The 25886-nt window shown below is 44.1% G+C and carries 19 protein-coding genes and 2 pseudogenes; 12 read left to right on the top strand and 9 right to left on the bottom strand.

From position 1 onward, the window contains the following. Window positions 1–10: 10 nt before the first annotated feature. The 3 genes from FD716_RS03010 to FD716_RS03020 all read right to left on the bottom strand — a co-directional run bounded on the left by FD716_RS03010 (window position 11) and on the right by FD716_RS03020 (window position 4319). Window positions 11–1894: a feruloyl-CoA synthase gene (locus FD716_RS03010; protein ID WP_139850890.1), complete on the bottom strand. Its 1884-nt coding sequence runs from the start codon at window positions 1892–1894 to the stop codon at window positions 11–13. 88 nt (window positions 1895–1982) lie between these two features. Then, a complete protein-coding gene (locus FD716_RS03015; RefSeq protein WP_139850891.1) occupies window positions 1983–3434 on the bottom strand; it encodes an aldehyde dehydrogenase in 1452 nt (483 codons plus the stop codon). Between the two features lie 45 nt (window positions 3435–3479). Further along, window positions 3480–4319, bottom strand: coding sequence for a p-hydroxycinnamoyl CoA hydratase/lyase (locus FD716_RS03020; RefSeq protein WP_171477078.1), 840 nt, complete (start codon window positions 4317–4319; stop codon window positions 3480–3482). A 447-nt stretch (window positions 4320–4766) separates the two neighbouring features. Between FD716_RS03020 and FD716_RS03025 the strand changes: the two genes are divergently transcribed. Further along, the gene (locus tag FD716_RS03025; protein WP_139850893.1) at window positions 4767–5225 is read left to right on the top strand and encodes a MarR family winged helix-turn-helix transcriptional regulator; all 459 of its coding nucleotides are present in this window, start codon (window positions 4767–4769) and stop codon (window positions 5223–5225) included. Between the two features lie 4 nt (window positions 5226–5229). Here the strand turns inward: FD716_RS03025 and FD716_RS03030 are convergent, their stop codons facing one another. Next, entirely contained in the window at window positions 5230–5709 is a 480-nt protein-coding gene (locus FD716_RS03030) for a MarR family winged helix-turn-helix transcriptional regulator (protein ID WP_139850894.1), read from the bottom strand. Window positions 5710–6339: 630 nt separating this feature from the next. Between FD716_RS03030 and FD716_RS03035 the strand changes: the two genes are divergently transcribed. Continuing rightward, complete coding sequence (locus FD716_RS03035) at window positions 6340–7017, top strand: GntR family transcriptional regulator (RefSeq protein ID WP_139850895.1); 678 nt, start codon at window positions 6340–6342, stop codon at window positions 7015–7017. Window positions 7018–7519: 502 nt separating this feature from the next. Here the strand turns inward: FD716_RS03035 and FD716_RS03040 are convergent. The 5 genes and pseudogenes from FD716_RS03040 to FD716_RS03065 form a co-directional block, all read right to left on the bottom strand. Beyond that, the gene (locus tag FD716_RS03040; protein ID WP_139850896.1) at window positions 7520–8464 is read right to left on the bottom strand and encodes a PDR/VanB family oxidoreductase; all 945 of its coding nucleotides are present in this window, start codon (window positions 8462–8464) and stop codon (window positions 7520–7522) included. An 11-nt stretch (window positions 8465–8475) separates the two neighbouring features. Then, window positions 8476–9534 (bottom strand): aromatic ring-hydroxylating dioxygenase subunit alpha, encoded by a 1059-nt coding sequence (locus FD716_RS03045; protein ID WP_139850897.1) that lies wholly within the window; start codon window positions 9532–9534, stop codon window positions 8476–8478. Between the two features lie 109 nt (window positions 9535–9643). After that, window positions 9644–10026: pseudogene (locus tag FD716_RS19400) on the bottom strand (OprD family outer membrane porin). Continuing rightward, on the bottom strand, window positions 10026–10172 hold the full coding sequence (locus FD716_RS19405; protein WP_139853598.1) for an OprD family outer membrane porin: 147 nt from the start codon (window positions 10170–10172) through the stop codon (window positions 10026–10028). Before FD716_RS19405 ends, FD716_RS19400 begins: the two are co-directional and overlap by 1 nt. A gap of 39 nt (window positions 10173–10211) precedes the next feature. Beyond that, window positions 10212–11561, bottom strand: coding sequence for an MFS transporter (locus FD716_RS03065; protein WP_139850899.1), 1350 nt, complete (start codon window positions 11559–11561; stop codon window positions 10212–10214). A 609-nt stretch (window positions 11562–12170) separates the two neighbouring features. On the opposite strand from FD716_RS03065, the pseudogene FD716_RS03070 reads away from it, so the two are divergent. The 10 genes and pseudogenes from FD716_RS03070 to FD716_RS03110 all read left to right on the top strand — a co-directional run. After that, window positions 12171–12444 (top strand): annotated as a pseudogene (locus tag FD716_RS03070) (CoA-transferase); the annotation flags it as partial. Window positions 12445–12633: 189 nt separating this feature from the next. After that, complete coding sequence (locus FD716_RS19255) at window positions 12634–12765, top strand: hypothetical protein (protein WP_267285302.1); 132 nt, start codon at window positions 12634–12636, stop codon at window positions 12763–12765. A gap of 42 nt (window positions 12766–12807) precedes the next feature. After that, window positions 12808–14166, top strand: coding sequence for a 3-carboxy-cis,cis-muconate cycloisomerase (pcaB, locus tag FD716_RS03075; protein WP_139850900.1), 1359 nt, complete (start codon window positions 12808–12810; stop codon window positions 14164–14166). A 281-nt stretch (window positions 14167–14447) separates the two neighbouring features. Next, entirely contained in the window at window positions 14448–15803 is a 1356-nt protein-coding gene (locus tag FD716_RS03080) for an MFS transporter (protein WP_139850901.1), read from the top strand. Between the two features lie 12 nt (window positions 15804–15815). Beyond that, entirely contained in the window at window positions 15816–16223 is a 408-nt protein-coding gene (gene pcaC, locus FD716_RS03085) for a 4-carboxymuconolactone decarboxylase (RefSeq protein ID WP_139850902.1), read from the top strand. Between the two features lie 21 nt (window positions 16224–16244). Beyond that, window positions 16245–16970: a protocatechuate 3,4-dioxygenase subunit beta gene (gene pcaH, locus FD716_RS03090; RefSeq protein ID WP_139850903.1), complete on the top strand. Its 726-nt coding sequence runs from the start codon at window positions 16245–16247 to the stop codon at window positions 16968–16970. A gap of 14 nt (window positions 16971–16984) precedes the next feature. After that, window positions 16985–17614, top strand: a complete 630-nt coding sequence (gene pcaG, locus FD716_RS03095; protein WP_139850904.1) for a protocatechuate 3,4-dioxygenase subunit alpha — start codon at window positions 16985–16987, stop codon at window positions 17612–17614. A 567-nt stretch (window positions 17615–18181) separates the two neighbouring features. Then, window positions 18182–19459 carry an efflux RND transporter periplasmic adaptor subunit gene (locus tag FD716_RS03100; protein ID WP_139850905.1) on the top strand — a complete coding sequence of 426 codons (1278 nt, stop codon included), beginning with the start codon at window positions 18182–18184 and terminating at the stop codon, window positions 19457–19459. 7 nt (window positions 19460–19466) lie between these two features. Then, window positions 19467–22703 (top strand): efflux RND transporter permease subunit, encoded by a 3237-nt coding sequence (locus tag FD716_RS03105; RefSeq protein ID WP_139850906.1) that lies wholly within the window; start codon window positions 19467–19469, stop codon window positions 22701–22703. Further along, the gene (locus FD716_RS03110; RefSeq protein ID WP_139850907.1) at window positions 22700–25873 is read left to right on the top strand and encodes an efflux RND transporter permease subunit; all 3174 of its coding nucleotides are present in this window, start codon (window positions 22700–22702) and stop codon (window positions 25871–25873) included. Before FD716_RS03105 ends, FD716_RS03110 begins: the two co-directional genes overlap by 4 nt. Window positions 25874–25886 lie beyond the last annotated feature (13 nt).

Here is a 25886-nt window from a genome sequence, read left to right on the forward strand (position 1 = left end):
TCATGGGGCTTTAGTCTCTAAGCGTTGGTATGCGTGTAATCAGTGGATTCACGGCATGCTTTTGATAAAGTTCTGCAATCAGGTCAGCGCGGCGCTTTAAAATACCGCCTTGGTTTAAATTGCCTTTATCTGTAATTTCGCCTGCATCTAACTGTGGTGGCTCGGTCATCAGATACAACATGGACAGGGTATTGGAACTGCCTGTTGCATCTCGATTTAATTCAATTAAGAACTGTTTAAACCAGTGTTGGATTTTAGCGTGTGACAGTATTTCATGGACGTTGGACTGTGTTAGATTTAAGCCAGCATGCTCGGCACAGGCGTCTAATTTAGGGAAAACAAGCAGGCCGATAGCATTTAAATTGGCACCTGTCACACAGACATCTTGAATCAATTGATTGCCCTGAATCAGGATTTTGTTTCTTAATGTGCCGACATTGACGAAGGTGCCAGTATTGAGTTTGAAGTCTTCTGCAATACGCCCATCATACATCAAGCCCTGATTGGGATCTTGCGGATCGACCAGTCTCACCGCATCGCCAGTCCGATAAAAACCTTCATCATCAAAGATATCGTGTTGTTGTACTTGGGGCATACGCCAATAATGCTTCATGACGTTTTTGCCACGCACACAAATCTCAAGCTTGTCGCCATAAGGCACTAACTTAATTTCACATCCCGGTGCAGGATAGCCAATAAAACCCGCCATCACTTTTGGGCCAGTGGTAAATACGCAAGAAGGTGCTGTTTCGGTCATGCCTAAACCACTCATGATGCGAATCCTTTCACCACAATGCGCTTGGGCAATCTGGTCTAATCGATTCCAACCCGCTTCGGACAGGGCCGCACCCGCAAAAAACAAGACTTTTACTTTGGCAAAAAACGTGTCACATAACACTGAGTCTTGTTCCAATGCCACGGTCAACTCTTCCCAACCTTTGGGTACATTCAAATAAACGGTCGGTGAAATTTCCTTGAGATTGCGAATGGTTTCATCAAACTTTCCAGCAACGGGTTTACCATCATCAATATAAATTGTGCCGCCGTTATAGAGCGCAATTCCGACATTATGGCTGCCACCAAAGGTATGGTGCCAAGACAGCCAATCGAGTAAAACCGGTGGAGTTTCTGCAAACTCAGGAAAGGTCTGTAACAGCATTTGTTGATTTACGCACAACATTAAATGTGTGGTCGGCACCGCCTTCGGCATTTTGGTGGAACCTGAGGTAAATAAAAACTTAGCCACTTGATGCTCATCGAGTGTGGCATAGTGTTGTTGGATATTGACTGGTTCGGTATCCAGTAAGCTTTGGAATGTACTGCAGTCGTTGTCACCGATTTTTCCACTGAGCGTGACCACTTCAACATCTGTGCCTGCACAGCTTTGAATCGCTTGAGCAAAAACTTGACCATCGCTCGCAAAGACCATGCCCGGTGTAAGTATTTCAAACACATGTTTGAGTTTGCCAAAGTCTTTTGAAATTAAGGAATAGGCTGGCGAAATTGCAGAAAAAGGCACCCCGGCAAGCATTGCTGCCATTGAAAGCGTGAGGTGTTCAAGGTCATTTCCAGACAAAATCAGCAAGGGATGTTCAGTCGAAAGCGCTGCTCGATTATGCAAGGCTTGTGCAATTCGCCAAGCACGATGCATGGTTTCGGCATAGCTGAGATGGATCCATTCACCTTGCAGATCTCGTTTTGCAGCAAAGCTCTGTTCCGGTTGGCTCGCTGCATATTGGATTAAGCGATCTGTTAATTTCTGGGGATAAGTCTGTAGTTGCTCTTTGGGCGAGATATAAAGTATTTCATTGTCATAATGGAAATGAATTTCATGCCCACCAAGTTTTACCAAACGTTCAGGATAGTGCTGTGAAGTAGCATTCATTTGCGTCATTCCTTTTACTCCATGTAAATCTTTTCTATCACGATTTTCACTGCAACGAGATAAGCGTCAGCATCATGCCAACGCCGTGATGTATTTTTTAGACGGGATAATGGCGAGGGCTGGTTTGAATGGTGATCCAGCGCAGTTCAGTAAACTCAGCCACCGAAACCTTACTGCCAAAACGACCATAGCCACTTTGTTTTACCCCACCAAAGGGCATTTGTGCTTCATCGTGCACCGTTGCTCCATTAATATGGCAAATCCCAGATTCAATGCGTTTGGCAATCGCCAAGGCTTGGGCCAAGTCTTGACTAAAGACCGCTGCAGAGAGTCCAAACTCACTGTCGTTGGCCAGTTGAACGGCTTCATCTTCGGTTTTAAAACGTTGAATGGTGCAAACAGGAGCAAATGACTCTTCACGGTAAATTCGCATCTCTGGGGTGACATCAATAATCACGGTTGGCTGCATACAGGTTGCTTGAATATTAATGCCCAACGGAATATTGGCACCGTGGCGCTGTGCATCTTCCAGTAATGCTTGGATACGCTGCGCAGCACGTGTACTTTCTAAGACGCCCAAAGGATATTGATTATCCAACGGATTACCGGCTTGAATCGTTTTGGCTTTGTTGACGAGTTTTTCAATGAACGCCTCTGCAATGCTTTCATCAACCAAGACTCGTTCTGTCGACATACAGATTTGTCCCTGATTAAAGAAAGCACCAAAGGCAATCGCATTGACGGCATCATCCAGATTGGCTTGATCAAGCACGACAACAGGTGCTTTACCTCCCAGTTCTAGCAACACTGGTTTCAGTGATTTGGCTGCAATTTCCGCAATGATTTTGCCAACATGGGTTGAACCAGTGAAATTAATTCGTTTGCTGAGTGGGTGTGAAATTAAACGCTCCACAATTTGTGGCGCATCTTCTGCCGCATGGGTAATCACATTGACCACGCCATCTCCTAAGCCCGCTTCGTGCAGGACTTCACCAATGAAACGATGGGTTGCAGGGCAACCTTCGGAGGCTTTAAGCACCACAGTATTGCCACAGGCCAGTGGCATGGCTAAGGCTCGAGTCGCCAAAATAATGGGTGCATTCCAAGGCGCCATACCGACAATGACACCACATGGACTACGAATACCCATCGCCAAGTTACCGGGGATATCTGAGGGAATAATACTGCCATCGATTTGTGTGGTCATTGCCGCAGCCTCCCGCAGCATATTGGCTGCGAGATGTACGTTAAAGCCATACCATGTTGCAGTTGAACCCGTTTCTTGCATCCCGATCTGAATAAATTGCGCCGTCTTTTGGTCCATTAAATCTGCGGCTTTGAGCAGTCGTAGACGACGTTCTGTTGGCGATAACGCAGACCAAACGGCAAAAGCTTGATGCGCAGATTCGATGGCGCGATCGACATCAGCGATGCTGGCCGCAGCAGCTGTTGAAGCGATTGAAGCATCAATGGGGTTAATGCGATCAAAGGTTTTTCCTGTGCTGGCGTTTAGGCTTTGACCGTGAATGAGTAACTGTACATTTTGCATGGCTTCGTTTCCTTACAAGTCCATTGGAATTAGATCAGTGTGAAATTAGCCGGCACGCGTGTATGACTGCAAACCTGGCTTAATGGATTTTTCATCGAGGAATTGTTTCAGGCCTTGTTCGCGGCCGCCTTCAGTATCACGATGATTACATTGATCAAGTTTGGCGTATAAGTAATCTTCGTTCTGATCCCAAGTCAATTCACGGCAACGTTTAAAACCATTTTTTGCTGTACGCAGCACCACAGGGTTTTTCTCAAGCAAAATATTTGCAAGTTCAGTCACTTCTGCCTTTAAATCTGCCAAAGGCACACTTTTATTGACCAAGCCCATTTCGGCTGCTTGCTGACCACCAAAGGTTTTTCCCGTCATGATGTAGTATAGCGAGGTACGGTGACCGACAGTATCTGCCATGGCTTTGCTGACTAAGTTACCTGGTGGAATACCCCAGTTTATTTCAGATAATCCAAAGGTTGCTTCATCTGCAGCAATCGCAAGATCACAGGCAACCAGTGGAGAAAAACCACCACCGAAACACCAGCCATTCACCATGGCAATGGTTGGTTTGGAATACATGCGCAGTAACTGCCATTGCCAACGACATGAGTCACGACGGATGCGTTCTTGGAAAATTTCTGGTTGGTTATCGACTTCGCGGAAGTACTCTTTTAAATCCATGCCCGCAGTCCATGAATCACCTGCGCCAGTGAAGACCAAAACGTGGGCTTCCTGATCGAGTTCTAGTGTTTCTAGCACATCAATCATTTCTTTATTGAGGGTCGGACTCATTGCATTCTTTTTTTCTGGGCGATTAAACATGACCCAAGCAATGCCAGCTTCAACGTTAACGTCCACTGTTTTCCAGCGATTTTGATAAGTCATATCGATACTCCATGATGACAGGTGTTGTGTTGGTTAAACCAACTTAATGTCAGTTAGACTTATATTCAAGTGTTTTTTGAGAAATTGTAAATTATTTTATCATCTATTTGATTTTTAATTAAATTTAATTTTATTGATTTTATTCAATAAAATAATATATTTATTTTTTATAAGTTAAGGTGATACTATGCATGCCAAGAGGGGAGCGCTGGCTTCGTCCAATGTTGGCTGCACTAAAGTTGTACTCAGTGCAGCCGAAGTCAATGCGGTTGTACTCAGTCATAGCGGGCAAAGAGATAAATATATGTAGGGTGAGAGGTCGTGGTTGGAAGGTTACTGCGAGTTTGAAAAGCAAGGACAGCGCCGAGATACGGCCTTGTTCAACCTTACATTTTAATTTTGAAATATGCTCTAATACGCATATACCTGATTAGGATTAAATCAAGAATTACTATGTTGGAAAAGCCACACAAACAAAATGAAAATCAGTCACCTAGGCTCAGTTATATGCTGGCTCGGGTTGACCGTATTATTAGTAAAATGCTTACAGAACAATTAAGGCAGCTTAATATCACCCTGCCGCAATATACGGCGCTGTCGGTGCTTGCGGCCAAAGATTGTCTTTCTAATGCAAAAATGGCAGAACGCTCTTTTATTAAGCCACAGTCAGCAAACAAAATTTTGCAGGATTTACTCTCCGAAAACTGGATCGAAAAAAATCCAGATCCAACACATGGGCGTCGGATTTTGGTGAAATTAACGGCATCTGGACATAAGAAATTGGCTGAATGTAATCAGGTCGTCGAAGCTGTCGAGCTTCAAATGCTGCAAGGCATTGATATGAATCTCGCTTTACTGATGCGAAATAATCTAGAGATCATGGTCAATAATTTAAAAACCAAAGCTGATTAAATTCTTATTTTGTAATGTATTTTTCAGTGAAAAAATCATTAATATCGGTAATTTCTGTATTTAATGCATTCATGATTCTGATCAGGTGTTCTTGATCTTCAACGGAGAGCACATTCAGAATTTCTTGTTCGCGCTCTAACGCCACAATATACATCTCATCATGCAGGCGGATTCCAGCTTCCGTTAATGCATTCTTTCGCGCACGGGTATCTTTTTTATCTACTTCTATTTCAATAAAGCCATCTCGATTTAATTTGCTCAGAGAACGGCTTACTGCACTTTTATCGAGGCCAATCACCTGACAGATCCGACTTGCAGGGATATTGGATTCAACTGCCAGCAAGGAAATAACTCGCCAATCGGTTGCACCCATATTAAAAAGATGGGCATAAAGCTGAGAGGAGGCATTAGACATTTTATTGGAAAAAAAATTAATTAATGCGGGCAGGTAACGATTAAGTTCCAATGTAGATTTTGGCTTCATAGCAAAGGCGATAAATTATTTTGAGCAATTTTAGCATAGTTACTTTTAAAATATTTAGTTGCATAATCAACCATATGGTTGAGATATCAATTATTGTATTTAAATTTAAGTATCTAGAAAAATTAGGTTTCTTAGGTATATTCTAATTTTAATCAGATTGAGTTTATTCGGTGTTTGTACGGTTGGTCAAAACGATGATACGTAAACACCAGAATTTAAGGATGAGTCCTCCCCGTAGAAACGCAAATTAAGATGCTTGGAAACTTGATTCAACACTGCCCATTCCTAAAAAATAAGTACAATGTCATCGCACTCACCAAAGCGCTTGGTCAGGACTTAATTGCGCGAAAAGCAACCGATATCTCAATGATTGTTTTTAGTAATCAACCCGACAAACCATGGCGATAGACCGTCAAGTTATGGTAAGTCTGCATAGCTATGCCAGACTTACCGGTGTGCGCAGCATTATTCAATCATTGATTTGAATTGAGCGATAAGACCTTAATCTATAAGGGCTTGTCGCTAAAATTTAGATTGACAAAGTTGTATATGACACACTTTATTTGAATTGCTTGGAATGGATGAAACCTGTAGCATTATGTCGGGTTTCATAAATAAAGTGTGCATAGGATGTCTTCTGGACAACAGGTGTTAATTAAACTTAGAAAAATGATTATTTCAGGTGAATTTGAAGGCGGTATGCGTATCGCAGAGATTCCGACCGCAGAATTATTGGGTGTGTCTCGTCAACCGATCCGGACGGCTTTTAGCTTGCTAGAGCAAGAAGGTTTATTAATAAAAAACCCGACACGAGGTTATACCGTTCGAAAAATTTCGGGCAAATTGGTGCATGATGCGCTGGAAGTTCGTGGGGTATTGGAAGGTTTAGCAGCCAAGAGTTTGGCTGAAAAAGGACTAAACGAAGAACAAAAAAAGACCTTGCTGAACTGTATTCAGGAAACTGAAAAGTTATTTCAAAGTGGTAGCTTTAATGAAGATGGCCTAGAGATTTATCATCACCACAATGTGATTTTTCATGACACGATTATTCAGGGCGCGGACAATGTTGCCTTGATGCAAGCGCTTGCCAAAAATAATCAATTGCCGATGGCTTCTGCCCAAGCGATTACCTACGACAACAACAATGATTTTAGTGAATACCGTCGTTTACACTGCGCACATCTACAACATTGCGCCATTTATGATGCCTTATTGCATGGTCGATCTGGCAGCGCGGAGAGCCTGATGCGTGAGCACAGTAATGTGGTTATTTTAGGTGAAAAAGTAAAAGCGATATTGGCAGAATAGAAACGCTTAGATCAAGTACTTTTCTCCTTTAAGGAGGGGTATCTATACGTCTTTTGATAGAAATTACTAGTCGACCCCCCCCTTGTGCGGCATACTGCTTAGCTTTTTTGAGACAATCCCTCCCAACCTCCCTTTTTCAAAGGGAGGAGCGTTGTATCGCATATACTAGGCTTTGAATTACCAAAAAAGTCCCCCTCTTTGGAAAAGATGGGTTAGGGGTAATGCTAGTCAGTTAAGACAAATACAACTGTTTTTGATTGATCAGTTGTATCTGAAAGCCCCTTCTCCCTTTGGGATGAGGAATATATTCCGCAAGTGGGAAGAGGGTGCTTTTAAACTACAAAATCCCTTAACTGACTGGCATTACTTATATGAAGTACTTTTCTCCTTTAAGGAGAGCTTGCTTTTCAATACAGGCCTTAGCACAGTGACGCAAAGATTACTTTCAAGAAAGTCACCAGCACGGCTGTGCATAACGAGCTGCTTTTGGAATCAAAAAACCTTATAAATCCAGCACCAAGACTTTTGTCTTCGAACGCGAACAGCATGGGGTGAATTGATTATTCATGGCTTGTTCTTCTTCGGTGAGGAACATATCACGATGCTCTGGTTCACCCTCAAGCACATTGGTTAAACAGGTCCCGCAAATGCCTTGTTCACATGACACTGGAATGCAAAAACCACTGTCTTCAAGGGCTTGCACCGCTGTTTGATCTGCTGCGACGGCAATACGTTGACCCGTCGATTTAATCTCAATGCTAAACTCACCATCATCGGTGGTGTCTTGTGCGACTGCAACAAAATGCTCTTTATGAATTTGCGCTGAGTACCAAGCATTTTTTTCTGCAGATTGAATAATAAAATCCATAAATCCATTCGGGCCACAGACATATAAATGATGTGACTCTGCCGGTTCAGCGAGAATTTGCTGCATATCTGCTTTAGATTCAGGCGCATCATCGACATGGAAAAATACTTGACCATCAAACTGTTGCTGTAACTGCTTTGCAAAAGCCAGTGCCGTGCTTGAGCGTGCAAAATAATGCAGTTCAAAAGGAATGTGCTTGGCTTTTAATTCATGGGCCATCGCATAAATGGGGGTGATTCCGATACCACCTGCAAAAAGTTTGGCTTTTTGAGTGGCAGCTTGAATCGGGAATAAATTGCGTGGTTCACTGATTTTGAGGGTATCACCAACTTTGAAGTTAGCATGGATAAAACTGGATCCCCCGCGTGAATGTTCATCTTGCAGTACCCCAATCAGGTAGCGATGCGTTTCACTGCTGCAATTGGCTAAGGAATATTGACGAATTAAGCCATTTTCTAAAAAGACATCGACATGCGAACCCGCAGTGAATGCTGGTAGGGCAGATCCATCTTTTTGAATCAGTTCAAAGCCAAGAATCTGCGGGGTCAGTGGCAGAATATTTTGAATAATCACATCCATGTTGCGATTCCTTATGCAAGGTTGATATTTTGAATTTTGCTGTCCGTATTTTCCAATGCTAACAAGCGTTCAATCACTTTACGGGACTGTACACCACCTGCATCAATATTCAGCATGAGTAATTTACGCTCAGGGTTGTTCAAGATATTTTGTTGTTGTTGTTCCAGCATATCGAGATCTTCACTGAAAATTTTACTTTGACCGGCACGAATTTCAGCGGTTAATGCTGCGTTGTCTGGTTGGAAGTTACGTGCCATTCCCCAGAAATACCAATGTGATGTTTCGGTTTCAGGGGTGATGAAATCGACCACAATAGCGGATACTTTTTTGTCATTCGCTGCGTGATAACCGCCATGACCGGCATGTGCAACACCCACTTCAATATGCACATTACTTGGGGCGTAATAGTGGCAGATCTGCCAGCGATCGACAGGTACTTCATCTGCGAGGTTATTGCCACGGAGTGCCATTTTCCAGAAGGGCGGGGCTTCTACATTTTCCATATGACGTTCGGTAATCACACGATCGCCCTGAACTTTGGTGGTTGGGAGTGCATCATCAATTTCTTTTTGACCAATGCTGCTGGCATGCACATAGGTTTCATGGGTCAGGTCCATCAGGTTATCAATCATCAACTTATAGTTGCAATTGATATGGAATAAGCCACCACCATAAGACCATTCATTGCTTTCAGCCCATTCAAGCACGGGCAAAGCTGCTTCGGTCGCTAGTGCTTGTTCACCTGGCCAAACCCAAATGAAACCGTATTTTTCTAAGATGGCATAACTTTTATTGCAGGGAAAACCACGAACACGTTGTGACGGCATAGAGACCACCTTTCCATCGTTACCCATCACTAAACCGTGATAACCACAAACCAGATTGCCATCTTCAATATAACCAAGTGACAGCGGTGCGCCACGATGTGGACAAAAATCCTCAACTGCTGCGGCTTTATTTTCTTTGCCGCGATAAAATACGATTTTTTCACCGCAAATGGTACGACCCAAAGGTTTTTCCTGAAGGTCTTCAGGGCGACAAGCGACATACCATGCATTTTTAATAAACATTTGGATCTCCATATCACGCTATTAATTGGATCCAATTTATTGCTTTATAAATCTGTAGTCAACTTAAATTATCGGTTTTAAGTGCAAATTGGATCCATATTGTATTTATTTAATTGAGCGTATAATCTCCACCAAACATATACAGTCCAGACGATTCCGCGGCACTTTGAAAGCGCTGATTGGGATTGGCCAGTCGGAGGTGCTCATAATTGCTTGAATCACGGTGATTGACCCGATCGACATAAATCGCATGTAGTTTTAAATCTTGGATTTCAGTGGATTGTAAATGTACACCGCGATAAGTCTGAGGGAATAAACGGCAGATGAGGACATGAACACGGGAAACTGCGGGCCGAGTGTACCGACGTGTAGCGTGTTATTGTTTATTTTAACTTTTCCCGTCACCCCGATTTCACCATAGCTATTGGCGCGTTCATGACTGGCTTTATCGACCGCTAATAAACTCGTACCGGCATCGTCTTTGTCACCCATTAACTTAAAACCAGCAAAGGCTTGCACATCCAATCCAATCCAATCCCAACCCAGCCTTCGGTATATCCAGATTCTGCTTGGAAAATAAAACTTTGTGCCCAATCCCTGCAATAGACATTACATATTTCATTATTTCTTCCTGAAATTTTTAAAAGTAGGCTGGCAGAACCAGCCTTGAAATCTGTTTAAACCGTAGAACTTGAACTTTTGAACGGATAGCTTTGCTTGTGCTTCGCATTGGATTTTGAAAGACTAAGTACCACCACAATCGCCAAAATAAAGGCAATGGCATAGTAGCTATACAGGGTTGTAGGAGAAATACCTGAGTCAAGGAAAACACCGGCAACCAATGGTGAAATAATGGCACCGACACGACCAAAGCCAATCGCATAGCCAACGCCTGTCGCACGGACATCTGCCCCATAAATGGATGGAGACATTGCATATAAACCCGCAACGCAACCGTTGACCATAATACCGAGCAATAATGCCAAGAATAAGGCGATATTGAGTGAAGTTGTGCTGCTTACAAAGGCCACAATTAACAATGCCGTAATGCCCATAAATGCTGCTTGCACGTAGAAAATACGAATTTTAGAACTGATTAAACCAATCAAGGCCGCACCGAAAATTCCACCCGCACTAATCAATACACCTGCGGTAACACCTTGTGTGGTGGTCATGCCAGTAGAGGTTAGGATTTTAGGGGTCCAGCTCATTACGAAGTAGAAGCCAAACATCACCAAGAAAAAACTGAGCCATAAGAAAATGGTTTGTAGTCCCATTGCAGGACTAAATAGCTTGGAGAAACTGCTCTTAGATTGCTGCTGATACACCATCACTTCTGGCATGCTTGAGATTGGATTTATGCCCAATCGGCTTGCGAGTGCATTGACTTTTTCTAAGGCATTTTTAGGTTGTCTCGCCAGCAAATAATCCAATGATTCAGGTAGTGCAAAGTAAGTTACCGCCACCATGACCAAGGTCGAAATACCGCCTGCAAGAAACACCGTGCGCCAACCAAATGTGCTGATGAGATAAATTGCAATCAGACCGCCAACCGTTGCACCAATGGCATAACCAGTTGATTGTAAGCTGACCGATAAACTGCGCCATTTGTCTGAGGCATATTCACTGGCAATGACGTTACTGCTGGCTAAAATGCCACCAATGCCAAGACCAGTAATAAAACGCATAAATCCGAGTTGGAAAGCGGATTGCACCATCGATGCTGCAATCATGCTAAAGCCAGAAATAAGTAAACAAATGAGGATCAGTGGGCGACGACCGATTTTGTCTGCCCATGGTGCGAGGAAGAGGGAGCCAAACGCCATCCCAAATAAGCCTGCACTGAGTAAAGCACCTAGTTGGGATCCAGTGAGTTCCCATTCAGCGGATACGGAGGATGCGGTGAATGCCATGACCATGACATCAAAACCATCAATAATATTGAGAAGAATACAGATCCCGATAATAAACCACTGAAATGAATTCATGGCTTTTTTATTCAGCTCTTCCCTTGGATTAAGCTCCATTTAAGACTCTCCTTATAACAAGCAGACAGGAAGGGCCTTTGGCTCATTGCTATTTAGACAATCCCTGTGTGTCTGTATATTCAATTACATTTGAATTTTTAAGCTTAGATTCAGACCATATCCCTGTCTGAGTGGTAATCTAAGTTGCTGGAAGTTAACATTGTTGGATCCAATAATGAATGTAAGCCTTTAGCGCTTTACTCGGTTTTCTATACAAAAGTGAAGAAAGGAACCGTGCTGATCTTCAGTTTTCTTGTTTTGAGTTGATGATTTTTTGTTCTGATTTTCGATATCATCATCAATGATGAAATCGCTTATTGGTCTTAAGTTGCTGCAAAATTTCCGTATTGGATCGCATGTGTTATTGCGTTTTTTTTATCCATTTTTAGCGAGCCTCATCATTATATTAAGTTGGCGTGATATTGGATAAAAACAATTAAAATTTTGTTCGATCATCAGATTTTTATTTTAAAGATCGAACAAAATCGCTTGATAAGCCTAGCTGTACAACTCAAAAGAATTAAGAATAAAGGGCAATTCCAATGGAAACACTTGGGATTGAGTCATTTAATTTTGATCTGATCTAAAAAATGTTTTGTGCAATTGTCTCCATCTTGTGGGGATGTATTTTTACCTTCTGAAAATGGTCTATTGGCCTTTGCGCTACCGCCTGCAAAAGATGCACAGGATCCAGAGTTGATTAATGCCGGTAAAGAATTTGTCACCATGCTAACAGGGGGTTGTTTTTTTTCATCATGGTGATTCATTTGCGATGATGTGTGGCGGGCACTTGGATCTTTGTGTGTTGGGTGCTTTTCAAATTGCTGAAAATGGTGATTTGGCCAATTGGCATACGGGTGCAGCTGATGCTATTCCTGCTGTTGAAAGAAAAGGCTATGGACTTGGCTTTGAATCATTGCAGGTGATGACGGATGCTAGATTGATTGATGCAACAACTCAGGTCGAGGATTAACTCCCTCTCCCCATCCCTCTCCCAAAAGGAGAGGGAGCTTTATAGCTGGACTGGGTGCGTGTTTCCCTCCTTTTAAAGGAGGGACGAAGGGAGGATGGTGTGGAAGCAATCACATCGGCATTAGCGTATGAGAGAAAGGAAGCAAAAATGAAGAATGCCTATATTGTAGATGCTGTTCGTACCGCATTTGACCGATATGTATTGTGTGCAATGGGTATTGGCGCAGGCTAAGGGATTGTACTGATGATTGAACGAGTAGAAGGATAACTGCGCATGAGCCATTTATATGCAAGTCTGTTCTATCAAGCGGATATCACAGCCATTTTCAGTGATCGTGCCTTGTTGAAATACATGCTTCAAGCTGAGGTGGCGCTTGCGCAGGCCCAAGCACAAGTTGGAGTGATTCCAACAGCCGCCGCAGAGCACATTACTTGGGTTGCGACGACAAAAGGCATTGAGGTCATTGATTTTGAGGACTTGGCTGTGGCTGCTGGGTTGGCGGGGAATATCGCGATTCCATTTGTTAAACAGTTTACCGCTGCGGTCAAAACCTACGATGAAGACGCATCTCGCTATGTGCACTGGGGCGCGACCAGTCAAGATATTCTCGATACTGCCTGTGTTTTACAAATGCGGGATGCACTCAATCTGATCGAGGTACAACTCCAACAGGCCTATGCTGCATCACTCGTACTCACAGAAAAATATCGTGATCAAGTGATGATGGGACGCACTTGGTTGCAACAAGCTTTGCCGATTACTTTCGGGCATAAGGCCGCACGCTGGGCCAGTAGTTTTAAACGTGATCTCGACCGTTTAACCGCAGTCAAACAACGTGCGCTCACTGCGCAACTCGGTGGTGCCGTGGGTTCATTGGCATCGTTGCTCGATGCGGGAACTGCCGTGGTAGATGCCTATGCCCAGCAACTCAATTTGCATACGCCAGTATGCACTTGGCATGCAGAACGCGATCGGATTGTTGAGGTGGCCAGCACATTGGCGATTGTGGTTGGCAATACTGGCAAGATGGCGCGCGACTGGTCATTGATGATGCAAACTGAAATTGCTGAAGTATTTGAACCTACTGCAAAAGGCCGTGGTGGTTCATCGACCATGCCGCATAAGCGTAATCCTGTTGCAGCGGCTTCGATATTGGCGGCTGCAAATCGTATGCCCGTATTGATGTCAAGTGTGTACCAAAGCATGGTGCAAGAACATGAACGTAGCTTGGGCGCTTGGCATGCTGAGTGGTTGGCGGTGCCTGAAATTTTTCAGTTATGTGGTGGTGCTTTAGAGCGTACGGTTGAGGTTTTGCAAGGCCTTGAAGTGAATACAGCGCAGATGCAACGCAATGTCGAATGCACCCAAGGTTTGATTATGGCAGAGGCGGTGATGATGGCGTTGGCTCCGAAAATGGGACGCTTAAATGCGCATGATTTGGTCGAAGCCGCTTGTCAGCAAGCCGTAGCAACTCAGCGTCATTTACAGGAAGTTGTTGCTGCGTTGCCACAAGTGCAACAGTATTTTGATGCCGCAGAACTTGCACAAATTTTTAGACCTGCCTCGTATCTAGGCAATATCCAAGCACAAATTGATGCCGTACTGGCGACCGCAAAAGGAGCAGATCAATGAGGCAAAGCATGACCAATCGACAAGGAGAAAGTCAGTCGATTCAAGTTGAAGGCCCACAAAATGCACCGGTGATTGTGTTCTCTACTGCAATTTATTAAGCAGGTGCAATCGCGCGAATAGCGATTTAGCCGAAACCGTAAAGTGGAGCACCTAACCTTGTCATCATTAAATGGACACAATTGAGCAGAAAAATTGAGTTGAATCGAGCTCGCTCATTAGAGATGGTGAAGTCGAAACAATGAACTAAAAAATTAAATGGATTTAGCCTTAAGGAGGCAAGCATGGCATCTCAGGATTGTTACCCTGTAAACAAAGGGATTGATGCCCAAGCATTAATTAATAATGCACCTTTTTCAATCTATCAATGGATGATTGCGATCGTTTGTTTTCTCATTGTATTTGTAGACGGTATTGATACCGCGGCAATGGGATACATTGCACCCGCATTGGCACAAGATTGGGGGATTGATCGTTCTCAGCTTGGACCTGTCATGAGTGCCGCATTGGGCGGGATGATTTTTGGTGCATTGATGTCGGGCCCTTTGGCTGATCGCTTTGGTCGCAAGATCGTTTTAATCATCGCGATGCTGATATTCGGGGGCTTTACCCTCGCTTGTGCGTATGCGACTGATTTGGATAGCTTGGTACTGTATCGCTTTGTCACGGGGATTGGCCTCGGTGCGGCCATGCCGAATGCCACGACTTTGTTTTCAGAATATTGCCCCGCACGTCAGCGTTCATTGCTGGTGACCTGCATGTTCTGTGGTTATAACCTTGGTATGGCTGTCGGTGGCTTCTTTAGTAGTTGGCTGATTCCAAACTATGGGTGGCATAGCTTGTTTTTAATTGGGGGCTGGGCACCACTGATTTTGATGCTGATAGTCATTTTCTGTTTGCCTGAGTCATATCGTTATTTGATTGTGAAGGGCAATAAGACCGCGCAAGTTAAAAAAATTCTCATGCATATTGCACCAAGCAAAGTCGCTCACGTCACTGAGTTCCATGTGCCAGAAGAAAAAACTGAGACTGGCCGTAAAAAATCAGTGTTGGCGATGTTGTTCTCAACATCCTATGCCAAAGGCACCGTTCTATTGTGGGTCACCTACTTTATGGGACTGATCATTATTTACTTGCTGACCAGTTGGTTGCCAACGCTAATGCGTGAAACTGGCGCAACCATGGAGCGAGCTGCATTTATTGGTGGTTTGTTCCAGTTCGGAGGGGTGGTCAGTGCTTTATTTATTGGTTGGGCCATGGATCGTTTTAACCCCAACCGTGTGATTGCAACCTGTTACTTATTGGCAGGGGTATTTGCTTTCATTGTTGGGCAAAGCTTGGGGAATCCCGTGCTACTTGCCATTTTTATTTTATGTGCAGGTATGGCGGCAAATGGCGCACAAACGGCCATGCCGGTATTGAGCGCACGTTTTTATCCCACCCAGTGCCGTGCAACAGGTGTGGCATGGATGTCAGGTATTGGTCGTTTTGGCGCGGTATTCGGTGCGTGGATTGGCGCTGTATTGCTTGGCAACGATTGGTCATTTAGTGCCATTTTGAGCTTATTACTTATTCCTGCAATTGCAGCCTCGATAGCCATTCTAATTAAATCATTTGTTGCACACACAGATGCAACTTAAGCGAGAAGACAGATGAACGATGAACAACGTTATGCACAAGGAATACAGGTTCGAACTGAAGTATTGGGTGAAGAGCATGTCGGTCGATCTTTAGAAAACTTAAATGATTTTAATGAAGACTTTCAAAACTTCATTAGTCGTTTTGCTTGGGGAGAAGTTTGGTCGCGTCCAGGCATGGCACGACATACCCGTAGTCTGGTGACCATTGCCATTTTACTGGCTTTGGGACGTAACGATGAGTTACGCATGCATATCCGCGCATGCTTTAACAATGGCGTGACCAAAGACGATTTAAAAGAATTATTTATTCATTCTTCGCTGTATGCCGGCCTACCTGCTGCCAATGCCGCGATGCATATGGCTGAAGCAGTTTTTGAAGAAATGGGAATTGCCCCAGAAAAGCGTACTAAGGACAAATAAACAATCAGAAGGAGAGGATTTATGTCTCAAATTATTTTGGGTGCTTACGCGCAACGTAACACCGAAGACCATCCGCCAGCCCAAACCTCAGGTTATAAAACCAGTGTGTTACGCTCGCCAAAAAACGCATTAATTTCAATTGCTGAAACCATTTCAGAAGTAACTTCACCCGAGTTTTCCGCAGCGCAATTTGGTAAGAAAGACAATGATCTGATTTTAAACTGTGCCAAAGACAGCTTACCGATAGGTGAGCGGATTATTGTGCATGGCTATGTGCGTGATCAGTTTGGTCGCCCTGTAAAAAATGCCTTGGTCGAAGTGTGGCAAGCCAATGCTTCAGGTCGCTATCGTCATCCGAATGACCAATATATTGGTTCTTTAGATCCTAACTTTGGGGGTTGTGGCCGCATGATGACCGATGAAAATGGCTTCTATATTTTCCGCACCATCAAACCAGGTCCATACCCTTGGCGTAACCGTATTAATGAATGGCGTCCTGCACATATTCATTTTTCATTGCTTGCCGATGGTTGGGCACAGCGCTTAATTTCACAGTTCTACTTTGAAGGGGATCCTTTAATTGATTCTTGCCCAATCATTAAAACCATCCCCTCTGAACCGCAACGTCGTGCATTAATTGCTTTGGAAGATAAGAGTAACTTTATTGAGGCTGATAGCCGTTGCTATCGTTTTGATATTACTTTACGTGGTCGTCGTGCGACTTACTTCGAAAACGAATTACATTAAGGGATGGAACCATCATGAACGGTTGGAAATTTGAAGATTTACATGAGACCCCATCACAAACCGGTGGTCCCTATGTGCATATTGGTTTATTACCCAATCAAGCGGGTATTGATGTTTTTGAACATAACTTTGATCATGATTTAGTCAAGCATCATCCACAAGGTCAGCGCATTCGCTTAGAAGGCCAAGTCTTTGATGGCATTGGTGTGCCATTACGGGATGTGTTGGTGGAAATTTGGCAGGCAGATGCCAATGGCGTTTATCCGAGTAAAGCCGATTTTCAAGGCAAAGATGCCGATCCAAACTTTCAGGGGTGGGGACGCGCAGGTGCAGATTTTCAAACTGGGATTTGGTCATTTAATACCATTAAACCTGGCAGGGTGCCTGGGCGCAAAGCAACCATGCAAGCCCCACATATTAATCTGATTATTTTTGCTCGTGGAATTAACTTGGGTTTGAACACACGGGTTTATTTCGAAGATGAAGCCGAAGCCAATGCCCAAGATCCAGTACTGAATAGTATTGAATGGGCACCACGTCGTCAGACCTTAATCGCAAAACGCGAAGCGCGTGATGGTGACATTGTTTATCGTTTTGATATTTATATTCAGGGCGAAAAAGAAACGGTTTTCTTGGATATTTAATCGCGGATTAAACCTCAATATCTCAAGCTTATCATCCATTTGTAATCACTTTTGTGATGAAGCGCTCCATGCCGACTGCATAAAGTCGGCATGGAGGAAGGAAGAAGTAGCCAATTTATAGCGGCATGTTTTCAAGTTAATAAATACGCAATACTGTTTTAAACAGTTTCTTTGCTGCAAATAACTGACATATGATCGGGCTGTATTGTTTCTGATCAAAAGCCAGAAGCCCAAAATCACCACCACAAAACTATAACAAGCATCTCAAGCCCAAAACTATAACAAGTGTCTCAAAACGAAAACGAGCATCTCAAATCGAAAACTAGAAGCACAATCCAAAACGAAAACGAGCATCTCAAAACGAAAACGAAAACCACAATCGAAAACTAAAACCACAAAACTATAACTAGAATCTCAAAATTCCAAACGAGAAACACCAGCCAAATCTGGAATCTCAAACGCTAAGAAGATCAATAACAAAGTCTGCATCTTTGGAAATACATTTGAAAAGAGCAAATAAACAAAAACGGATGATCAATCCCTCCGAATAATGAAAAGATGAGAAAAATGAAAAATGCATCTGAACCAACCAAAGCCAACAATAAATCGTCCAAGGTGAATGGAATCGTCAGTTATCTTATTTTATTGATCATTCTTTTACTCATCACTTGGGGGATTTTTCGCTATTTTAGCTATAAGTCCGCCGCCATTAACGTGCCAACAAATGCTGTCAATACCACGGCCGCCAATACAGCGCCTGTGGTGGTAGGGGTTGCCAATGTTTTACAACAAGATGTGAATGACACAGTACAAGCATTGGGTACCGTCACTTCCACCAATAGTGTGGTGTTGATGCCGTTGAGCAGCGGCATCTTAACCAAGATTTATTTTAAAGAAGGCAGTTTTGTACAGAAAGGTCAGTTGTTGGCTTTGATTGATGATCGAACCGCCAAGGCCGCATTACTACAAAGTGAAGGGCAGTTATTAAGAGATCAAGCACTATTGAGCAATGCAGAACTTGATTTACAACGCTATGCCACACTGTGGAAGCAAGATTCGATTGCAAAACAACAATACGATACACAAGCTTCATTGGTGCAACAGTATCAAGGGGTGGTGAAAACAGATCAAGCCGCAGTAGACAATGCCAAAGTACAACTCAGTTATACCCGTGTTGTTGCCCCTGTCGATGGGCGGATTGGTTTAAGACTGGTCGATGTCGGCAATAGCGTTAGCAGTAGCACAGGCATTGCCAATATTACCCAATTAAAAAATATTTCAGTGGTGTTTGCGGTACCTGAACAATATTTGGCTCAGTTAATGCCTTTTATTGATCATCCCGAACATCGCGTCGTCATTGAAGCATGGGATCGACAAAACACCCAAAAACTCGCCGAAGGAAAGCTAGTGGCATTGGACAGTCAAGTCTCAACCGCCACAGGCAGTATTAATATCAAAGCAAGTTTTGATAATCATCGTCAGCATTTATTTCCGAACCAGTTTGTCAATATTCGGATGAATTTAGGCAGCATTAAAAATGCCATCATTGTACCAACAGTGGCGTTACAGCTCGGAAGCAAGGGCAGCTTTGTTTATAAGGTCAATGCAAATCAAACGGTTTCGGTGGTCTATGTGAAAACGGGTGTGGTGCAAGGGGATACCACTGTGGTGACCGAGGGAGCACTTCGCGAGAATGATCGTGTGGTCATCGATGGGGTAGACAAGCTCAAAGATGGCGCAAAAATTAAGTTAGGACAAAGTCATACAGCGCAGCAGAATCACTCCACCCAAGCGCTTGCCGCGCAGGGAACCTCTGGTCAGCCATCGCATTTAGCGACGCCGTGAGGTCACTATGAATCCTTCACGTTTATTTATCCTACGACCAGTCGCCACAACTTTGGTCATGTTGGCCATTTTCTTAAGCGGCATCATTGCTTGGAAAGTCTTGCCCGTTGCAGCGTTACCCAATGTTGATTATCCAACCATGCAAGTCACCACAATTTATCCGGGTGCCAGCCCAGAAGTGGTTGCAGCAACCATCACGGCACCTTTGGAACGCCAGTTTGGACAGATGCCCGGTTTAAGCCAAATGAGTTCAAGCAGTTCGAATGGGGCCTCGGTGATTCGCTTGCAGTTCAATTTGAATTTATCTTTAGATGTAGCAGAACAAGAAGTTCAGGCTGCGATTAATGCCGCCAATAATGTATTGCCCAGTGATTTGCTAACGCCACCCACCTATAACAAAGTCAATCCAGCTGATCAGCCGATAATGACCATTGCGATCAGCTCAAATGAATTGCCAATTACCCAACTCGAAGATTTAGTTGAAACACGCTTTGCTCAGCAATTATCTCAAGTTAATGGGGTTGGTTTAATCAGTTTGAGTGGTGCACAGCGCCCAGCCGTTCGAATACAAACCAATGCTGCTGCACTAGCCAGTATGGGACTAACCCTAGAAGATATACGTACAGCGATCAGCGCGGCTAATGTTAATCAAGCCAAGGGCAGTATCAATGGTGCGCTGCAATCTTCAAGCATTGATGGCAATGATCAGCTCCAAACCGCCGCTGATTTTAATAAGCTGATTATCGCCTACAAAAATGGTGCCGCAGTGCGAATATCCGATATCGCCACCACGCTCGATTCGGCAGAGAATATTCGGTTGGCAGCATGGATTGGGCAGAGCAGCCATGACAACCACAATGGCAATGATGCGGGCGATGGGGAGGTAAAGCCAAATCCAAACCTAAGTCGGCCGACTGGACAAACCCCAGCCATTATCTTGAATGTACAGCAGCAACCGAATGCCAATGTGATTGAGGTTGCAGATCAGATTAAGCAGCGTTTGCCGCAGCTGCAAAGTACTTTGCCACAATCGGCACAGGTACAAATTTTGAGTGACAATAGCATTGCCATCAAAGCCTCATTACATGATGTGGAATTCGAACTGGCTTTGGCAATGTTGTTGGTAATTTTGGTGGTCTTCCTCTTTCTTCGTAGCGGTCGTGCCACTTTTATTCCCGCAGTGGCGTTGCCTTTGTCTTTAATTGGCACCTTTGTACTGATGTATCTCTGTGGTTTCTCGGTCAATAACCTAACGTTAATGGCACTGACCATTGCCACAGGTTTTGTGATTGATGATGCGATTGTGATGGTGGAGAACATTTCACGCTATATCGAACAAGGCGAAACACCAATGCAGGCCGCACTTAAGGGGTCGGCACAAATTGGCTTTACCATTATTTCATTAACCATTTCCTTGGTGGCCGTGCTGATTCCATTGTTATTTATGGGTGATGTGGTGGGACGGTTATTTCGTGAGTTTGCCGTGACCTTGGCTGTGGCCGTTTTACTTTCGGCATTTATTTCTTTGACCCTGACCCCAATGTTGTCGGCACGCTTACTGAAGCAGACATCCAAAAATCAACAGGGTTGGTTTTATCTGAAAATGGGGCGTTTTTGGGATGGCTTAATCAGTTTATATGCCAAGGCCTTGCGGTGGGTATTGGGGCGGCAAGGGCTATTTTTATTGGTAACTGTGGCAACTTTTGCGCTGACCATAATGCTTTATGTGTTAATTCCCAAAGGTTTTTTCCCCATTCAAGACACCGGGCAAATTGTTGCGGTAACGGAAGCTGATCAAAGTATTTCTTTTCAGGCGATGCAAGTCAAACAGCAACAGACCGCACAATTGATTCTGCAAGATCCTGCGGTACAAAGTATTTCTTCGTTCATCGGTGTGGATGCTAACAATAGCAGCCTGAATATGGGGCGAATTTTGATTAATTTAAAAGACAAATCGGAACGCGAAAATATTGCCACGGTGATCGCGCAGCTGCAACACCGATTGACTCAAGCCCAAGGCATGACCGTCTATTTACAACCAGTGCAAGACCTGACCATTGATGCCACCAGCAGTCGTACCCAATATCAATTTACCTTACAAGCCACCAATAGCGATGACTTGGAAATTTGGTTGCCTAAGTTATTACAGGCCTTGCAGCAAAGACCAGAACTGACGGACTTGGCCAGTGATTGGCAAAATCGGGGCTTGCAAGTCTATGTCGATATCAACCGTGATGCTGCGGCACAATATGGCGTGAGCACAGCCGATATCGACAATGTGCTTTATGATGCATTTGGTCAGCGTTTAATTAGCACGATTTTCACCCAAAGCAATCAATATCATGTGGTTTTAGACCTCAACACACGCGATCCAAACACGCAAGCCCAAAGCGGCCTGCAAGCCTTACAAAATTTATATATCCCCTCAAGCCATGGTACACCAGTCCGTTTGGACGATATTGCCACGATTCAACAACGCAGCACCTTACTTGAAATTAATCGCTTGGCACAGTTTCCAACCGTGACCATTTCTTTTGATACGGCGGCTGGGGTGTCACTGGAGCAAGCGGTGAATGCTGTGCTCGAAACTGAACAACAACTCAAGCTCCCCAGTAGTTTAATGACTCAATTTCAAGGGGCTGCACTGGCATTCCAAGACTCATTAAGCAATACCTTGTGGTTAATTATTGCAGCGATTGTGGTGATCTATATTGTTTTAGGCGTGCTATATGAAAGCTATATTCATCCATTTACCATTTTATCGACCCTGCCATCTGCTGGCATCGGTGCATTATTCGCACTTAGCTTGAGCGGTAATGAACTGGATATTATTGCGATTATTGGGATTGTGCTGTTAATCGGGATTGTCAAAAAAAATGCGATTTTGTTGATTGACTTTGCCCTTGATGCAGAGCGCCAGCAAGGGTTGAGTGCTATTGAATCGATTTATCAAGCCTGTTTACTGCGTTTTAGACCAATTTTAATGACCACACTTGCAGCCATTTTAGCTGCCGTTCCTTTGGTGCTTGGCAATGGGATGGGCGCTGAGTTACGTCATCCTTTGGGCATTACTTTAATCGGTGGTTTGGTTCTTAGTCAGTTACTTACGCTATTTACCACGCCAGTGGTGTATCTGGCCTTTGATCATTTGTCGCACCGGATCAAAGGTGAGCGGCGCCCCGATCAGCCTGCCAGTGCGCTCCCCCCTTATGAACATTACATTCGATCTAAGGGGGATTTATGAGCATTTCTACGCCATTTATTCGCCGTCCAGTAGCGACGACCTTACTCAGTTTAGGGCTGTGCTTACTGGGGATTTTGGCCTTTCATGGGTTGCCCGTCGCTTCTTTGCCACAGGTTGATTTTCCGACCATTGCGGTATCGGCAAAGCAGCCAGGAGCCAGTCCAGAGGTGATGGCGGCAACGGTAGCAACACCTTTAGAGCGTACTTTGGGGATGTTGGCAGGGGTCAATCAAATTACTTCGAACAGCACCCAAGGCTCCACCCAAATTGTTTTACAGTTTGATTTAGATCGGGATATTCATGCGGCAGCAGGAGACGTGCAGGGCGCAATCAATGCCGCATTGACGATGCTACCAGCCGGCTTACAAAATAATCCAACCTATCGCATTGTTAATCCTGCTGATTCACCCGTACTGGTTTTGGCACTGACCTCGGAAACCTTACCACCTGGGCAAATTTATGATGCTGCAGATACGCTCTTGGGGCAAAAGTTATTACAGATTGAAGGGGTTGGCGATATTATTATTGGTGGGGCTGCACAGCCTGCCATTCGCGTTGAACTCAATCCGTTACAACTAGCGCATCATGGTATCGCATTGGATTCAGTCGCATCGGTGATCAGTGCAAATAATCTCAATCGGCCCAAAGGTTTTATTGAAAACCAAGCACAACTTTGGGAAGTGCAGGCCAACGATCAACTTAAACAAGCTGCCGACTATTTACCCTTGATTGTGAGTTACAAAAACAATTCAGCACTTCGAGTTTCAGATGTGGCACAGGTACATGAGTCGGTCTTAAACGTTGAAAATGCAGGGTATTATTCAGATCAAGCCTCGGTTTTGGTGTTGGTTTATAAACAGCCCGATGCCAATGTGATCGAAACGATTCAGCGCATTAAAAATATGCTGCCAACCTTAAAAGCAGCCTTACCGCCAACCATTGAAGTCCATGCTGCTGTTGATCGTAGTCAAACCATTCGCGCTTCCGTGGCAGAAATTGAACGCAGTATGGTGATCGCGGTGATCTTGGTCATTTTGGTGGTCTTTGTTTTTTTAAGAAATGGTCGGGCAACGCTCATTCCTGCGATTACGGTGCCAATTTCATTGGTCGGGACCTTCGCCCTCATGTACGTCTCTGGCTTTTCATTGAACAATATTAGTCTGATGGCGTTGACGGTGGCGACTGGCTTTGTGGTGGATGACACCATTGTGGTGCTAGAAACCATTTCACGGCATATCGAGCAAGGGCTTAGTCCGATACAGGCGGCCATTCGTGGTACGCAAGAAGTGAGTTTTACCGTCGTGGCAATGAGCCTGTCATTGATTGCAGTCTTTGTGCCGGTCTTGCTGATGGGGGGAATCGTGGGGCGCTTATTTCACGAATTTGCCATGACCTTGTCCTATGCTATTTTTATTTCAATGTTACTGTCATTAACCACCACACCAATGTTGTGCGCATGCTGGCTGAAAAAAAATAAGTATCCGCATGGCCATGGTCGCAATTCACAACATGCGTCTACTGAAACGCCAACGACAACAACAGTGGAATATCTCAGTTTAAGCCATGCAACGAGCGATGAATATTTAAAGAAACAAGCGCTATTTGGAAAAATCTCACTGTTCTATAAACGCAGTTTGGCCTTGGCTTTACGTTTTAAGGCCGTCACTTTACTGCTTTTTTTTCTCAGCATTGGTTTGAATGTCTATCTATTTGTTGTGGTGCCCAAAGGCTTTTTTCCACAGCAAGACACGGGCTTGATCATGGCGGCTTTGGTTGCCGATCAAAATATCTCCTTTGCTGCAATGGATCAAAAACTTAAACATTATATTGCGTTGAGTGAGCAAGATCCTGCAGTTGAGCGAGTGATGGGACTGACTGGTATTTCACAAATGAATCGTGCCAATCTATTTTTAGCACTGAAACCGTTGAGTGAACGCAGTGATACACCAGCAGAAATCATGGCACGTTTAAACGCTGTATTTGCCAAAGAAGCTGGTGCAAGACTGACCTTAAGCCCAATTCAAGACCTTCAAGTTGGGGCGCGTTCCAGTGATGCCAGTTATCAATACACCTTACAAAGTGGAGATTTAACAGCCTTACGCCGTTGGACCCCAAAAATTCAAGCGGCCTTAAGTCAATTGCCTGCCATCACCGATGTGTCGAGTGATCAAGATGTGAAAGCCTTAAAAACACAATTAGATTTTGATCACGACAAAATGGCACAGTTGGGAATTACTCAAGCACAAGCTGACAGTATTTTGAATAATGCTTTTGGACAGAAGCAAGTGTCTACTATTTATAACCCCATGAATCAATATCATGTGGTTGTCGGTGTGGCACCACAATATGCGCGCAGTGTTGAGGCATTAAGGTCGATTTATCTGCAAAGCAGCACAGGGCAAATGGTGCCCTTATCGGCCTTTAGCCAATGGAAAGCTGAAAATACGGCTTTGTCGGTCAATCATCAGGGATTATTTTCAGCCAGTACCATCACCTTTAATCTCAAATCTGGTTATTCACTTTCTGATGCAACCACGCAAATCAATGAGACCATAAATCGCTTACAGGTTCCCAATGCAATTCATGGCAGTTTCCAAGGCACTGCACAGGCTTTTCAAGACTCGTTGGGATCTGAGCCATTCTTAATTTTGGCTGCAATCGTGGTGATTTATATTGTGTTGGGCATTCTCTATGAAAGCTTCGCGCATCCTTTGACCATTCTTTCCACCTTGCCCTCCGCAGGTCTGGGTGCCTTGCTGGCTTTGTTGTTGTTTAAAATGGAATTTGATGTGATTGGGCTGATTGGTATTTTATTGTTGGTCGGTATTGTGAAAAAGAACGCCATTATGATGATTGATGTCGCACTCAACTTACAACGCCAAGAAAACCTTAGTCCAGAACAGGCGATTTTGACTGCGGCGGTACTCCGTTTTCGCCCGATTTTAATGACCACATTGGCTGCGTTATTTGGGGCATTGCCATTGGCTTTGGGAGGGGGTTATGGCTCGGAACTGCATGTACCACTTGGGGTGTCTATTGTCGGTGGATTATTTGTTAGCCAGCTTTTGACTTTATTTAGCACCCCAGTGATGTATGTTTATATTGATCATTTGGGGAAATGGTGCCGGATGCATATTAAAAACGCCAAGATATTAAAGCGCTCAGTCTAAAAATAATCAGGAG

Origin of the sequence: Acinetobacter pullicarnis, from assembly GCF_006352475.1 — a bacterium.
GTDB lineage: Bacteria > Pseudomonadota > Gammaproteobacteria > Pseudomonadales > Moraxellaceae > Acinetobacter > Acinetobacter pullicarnis.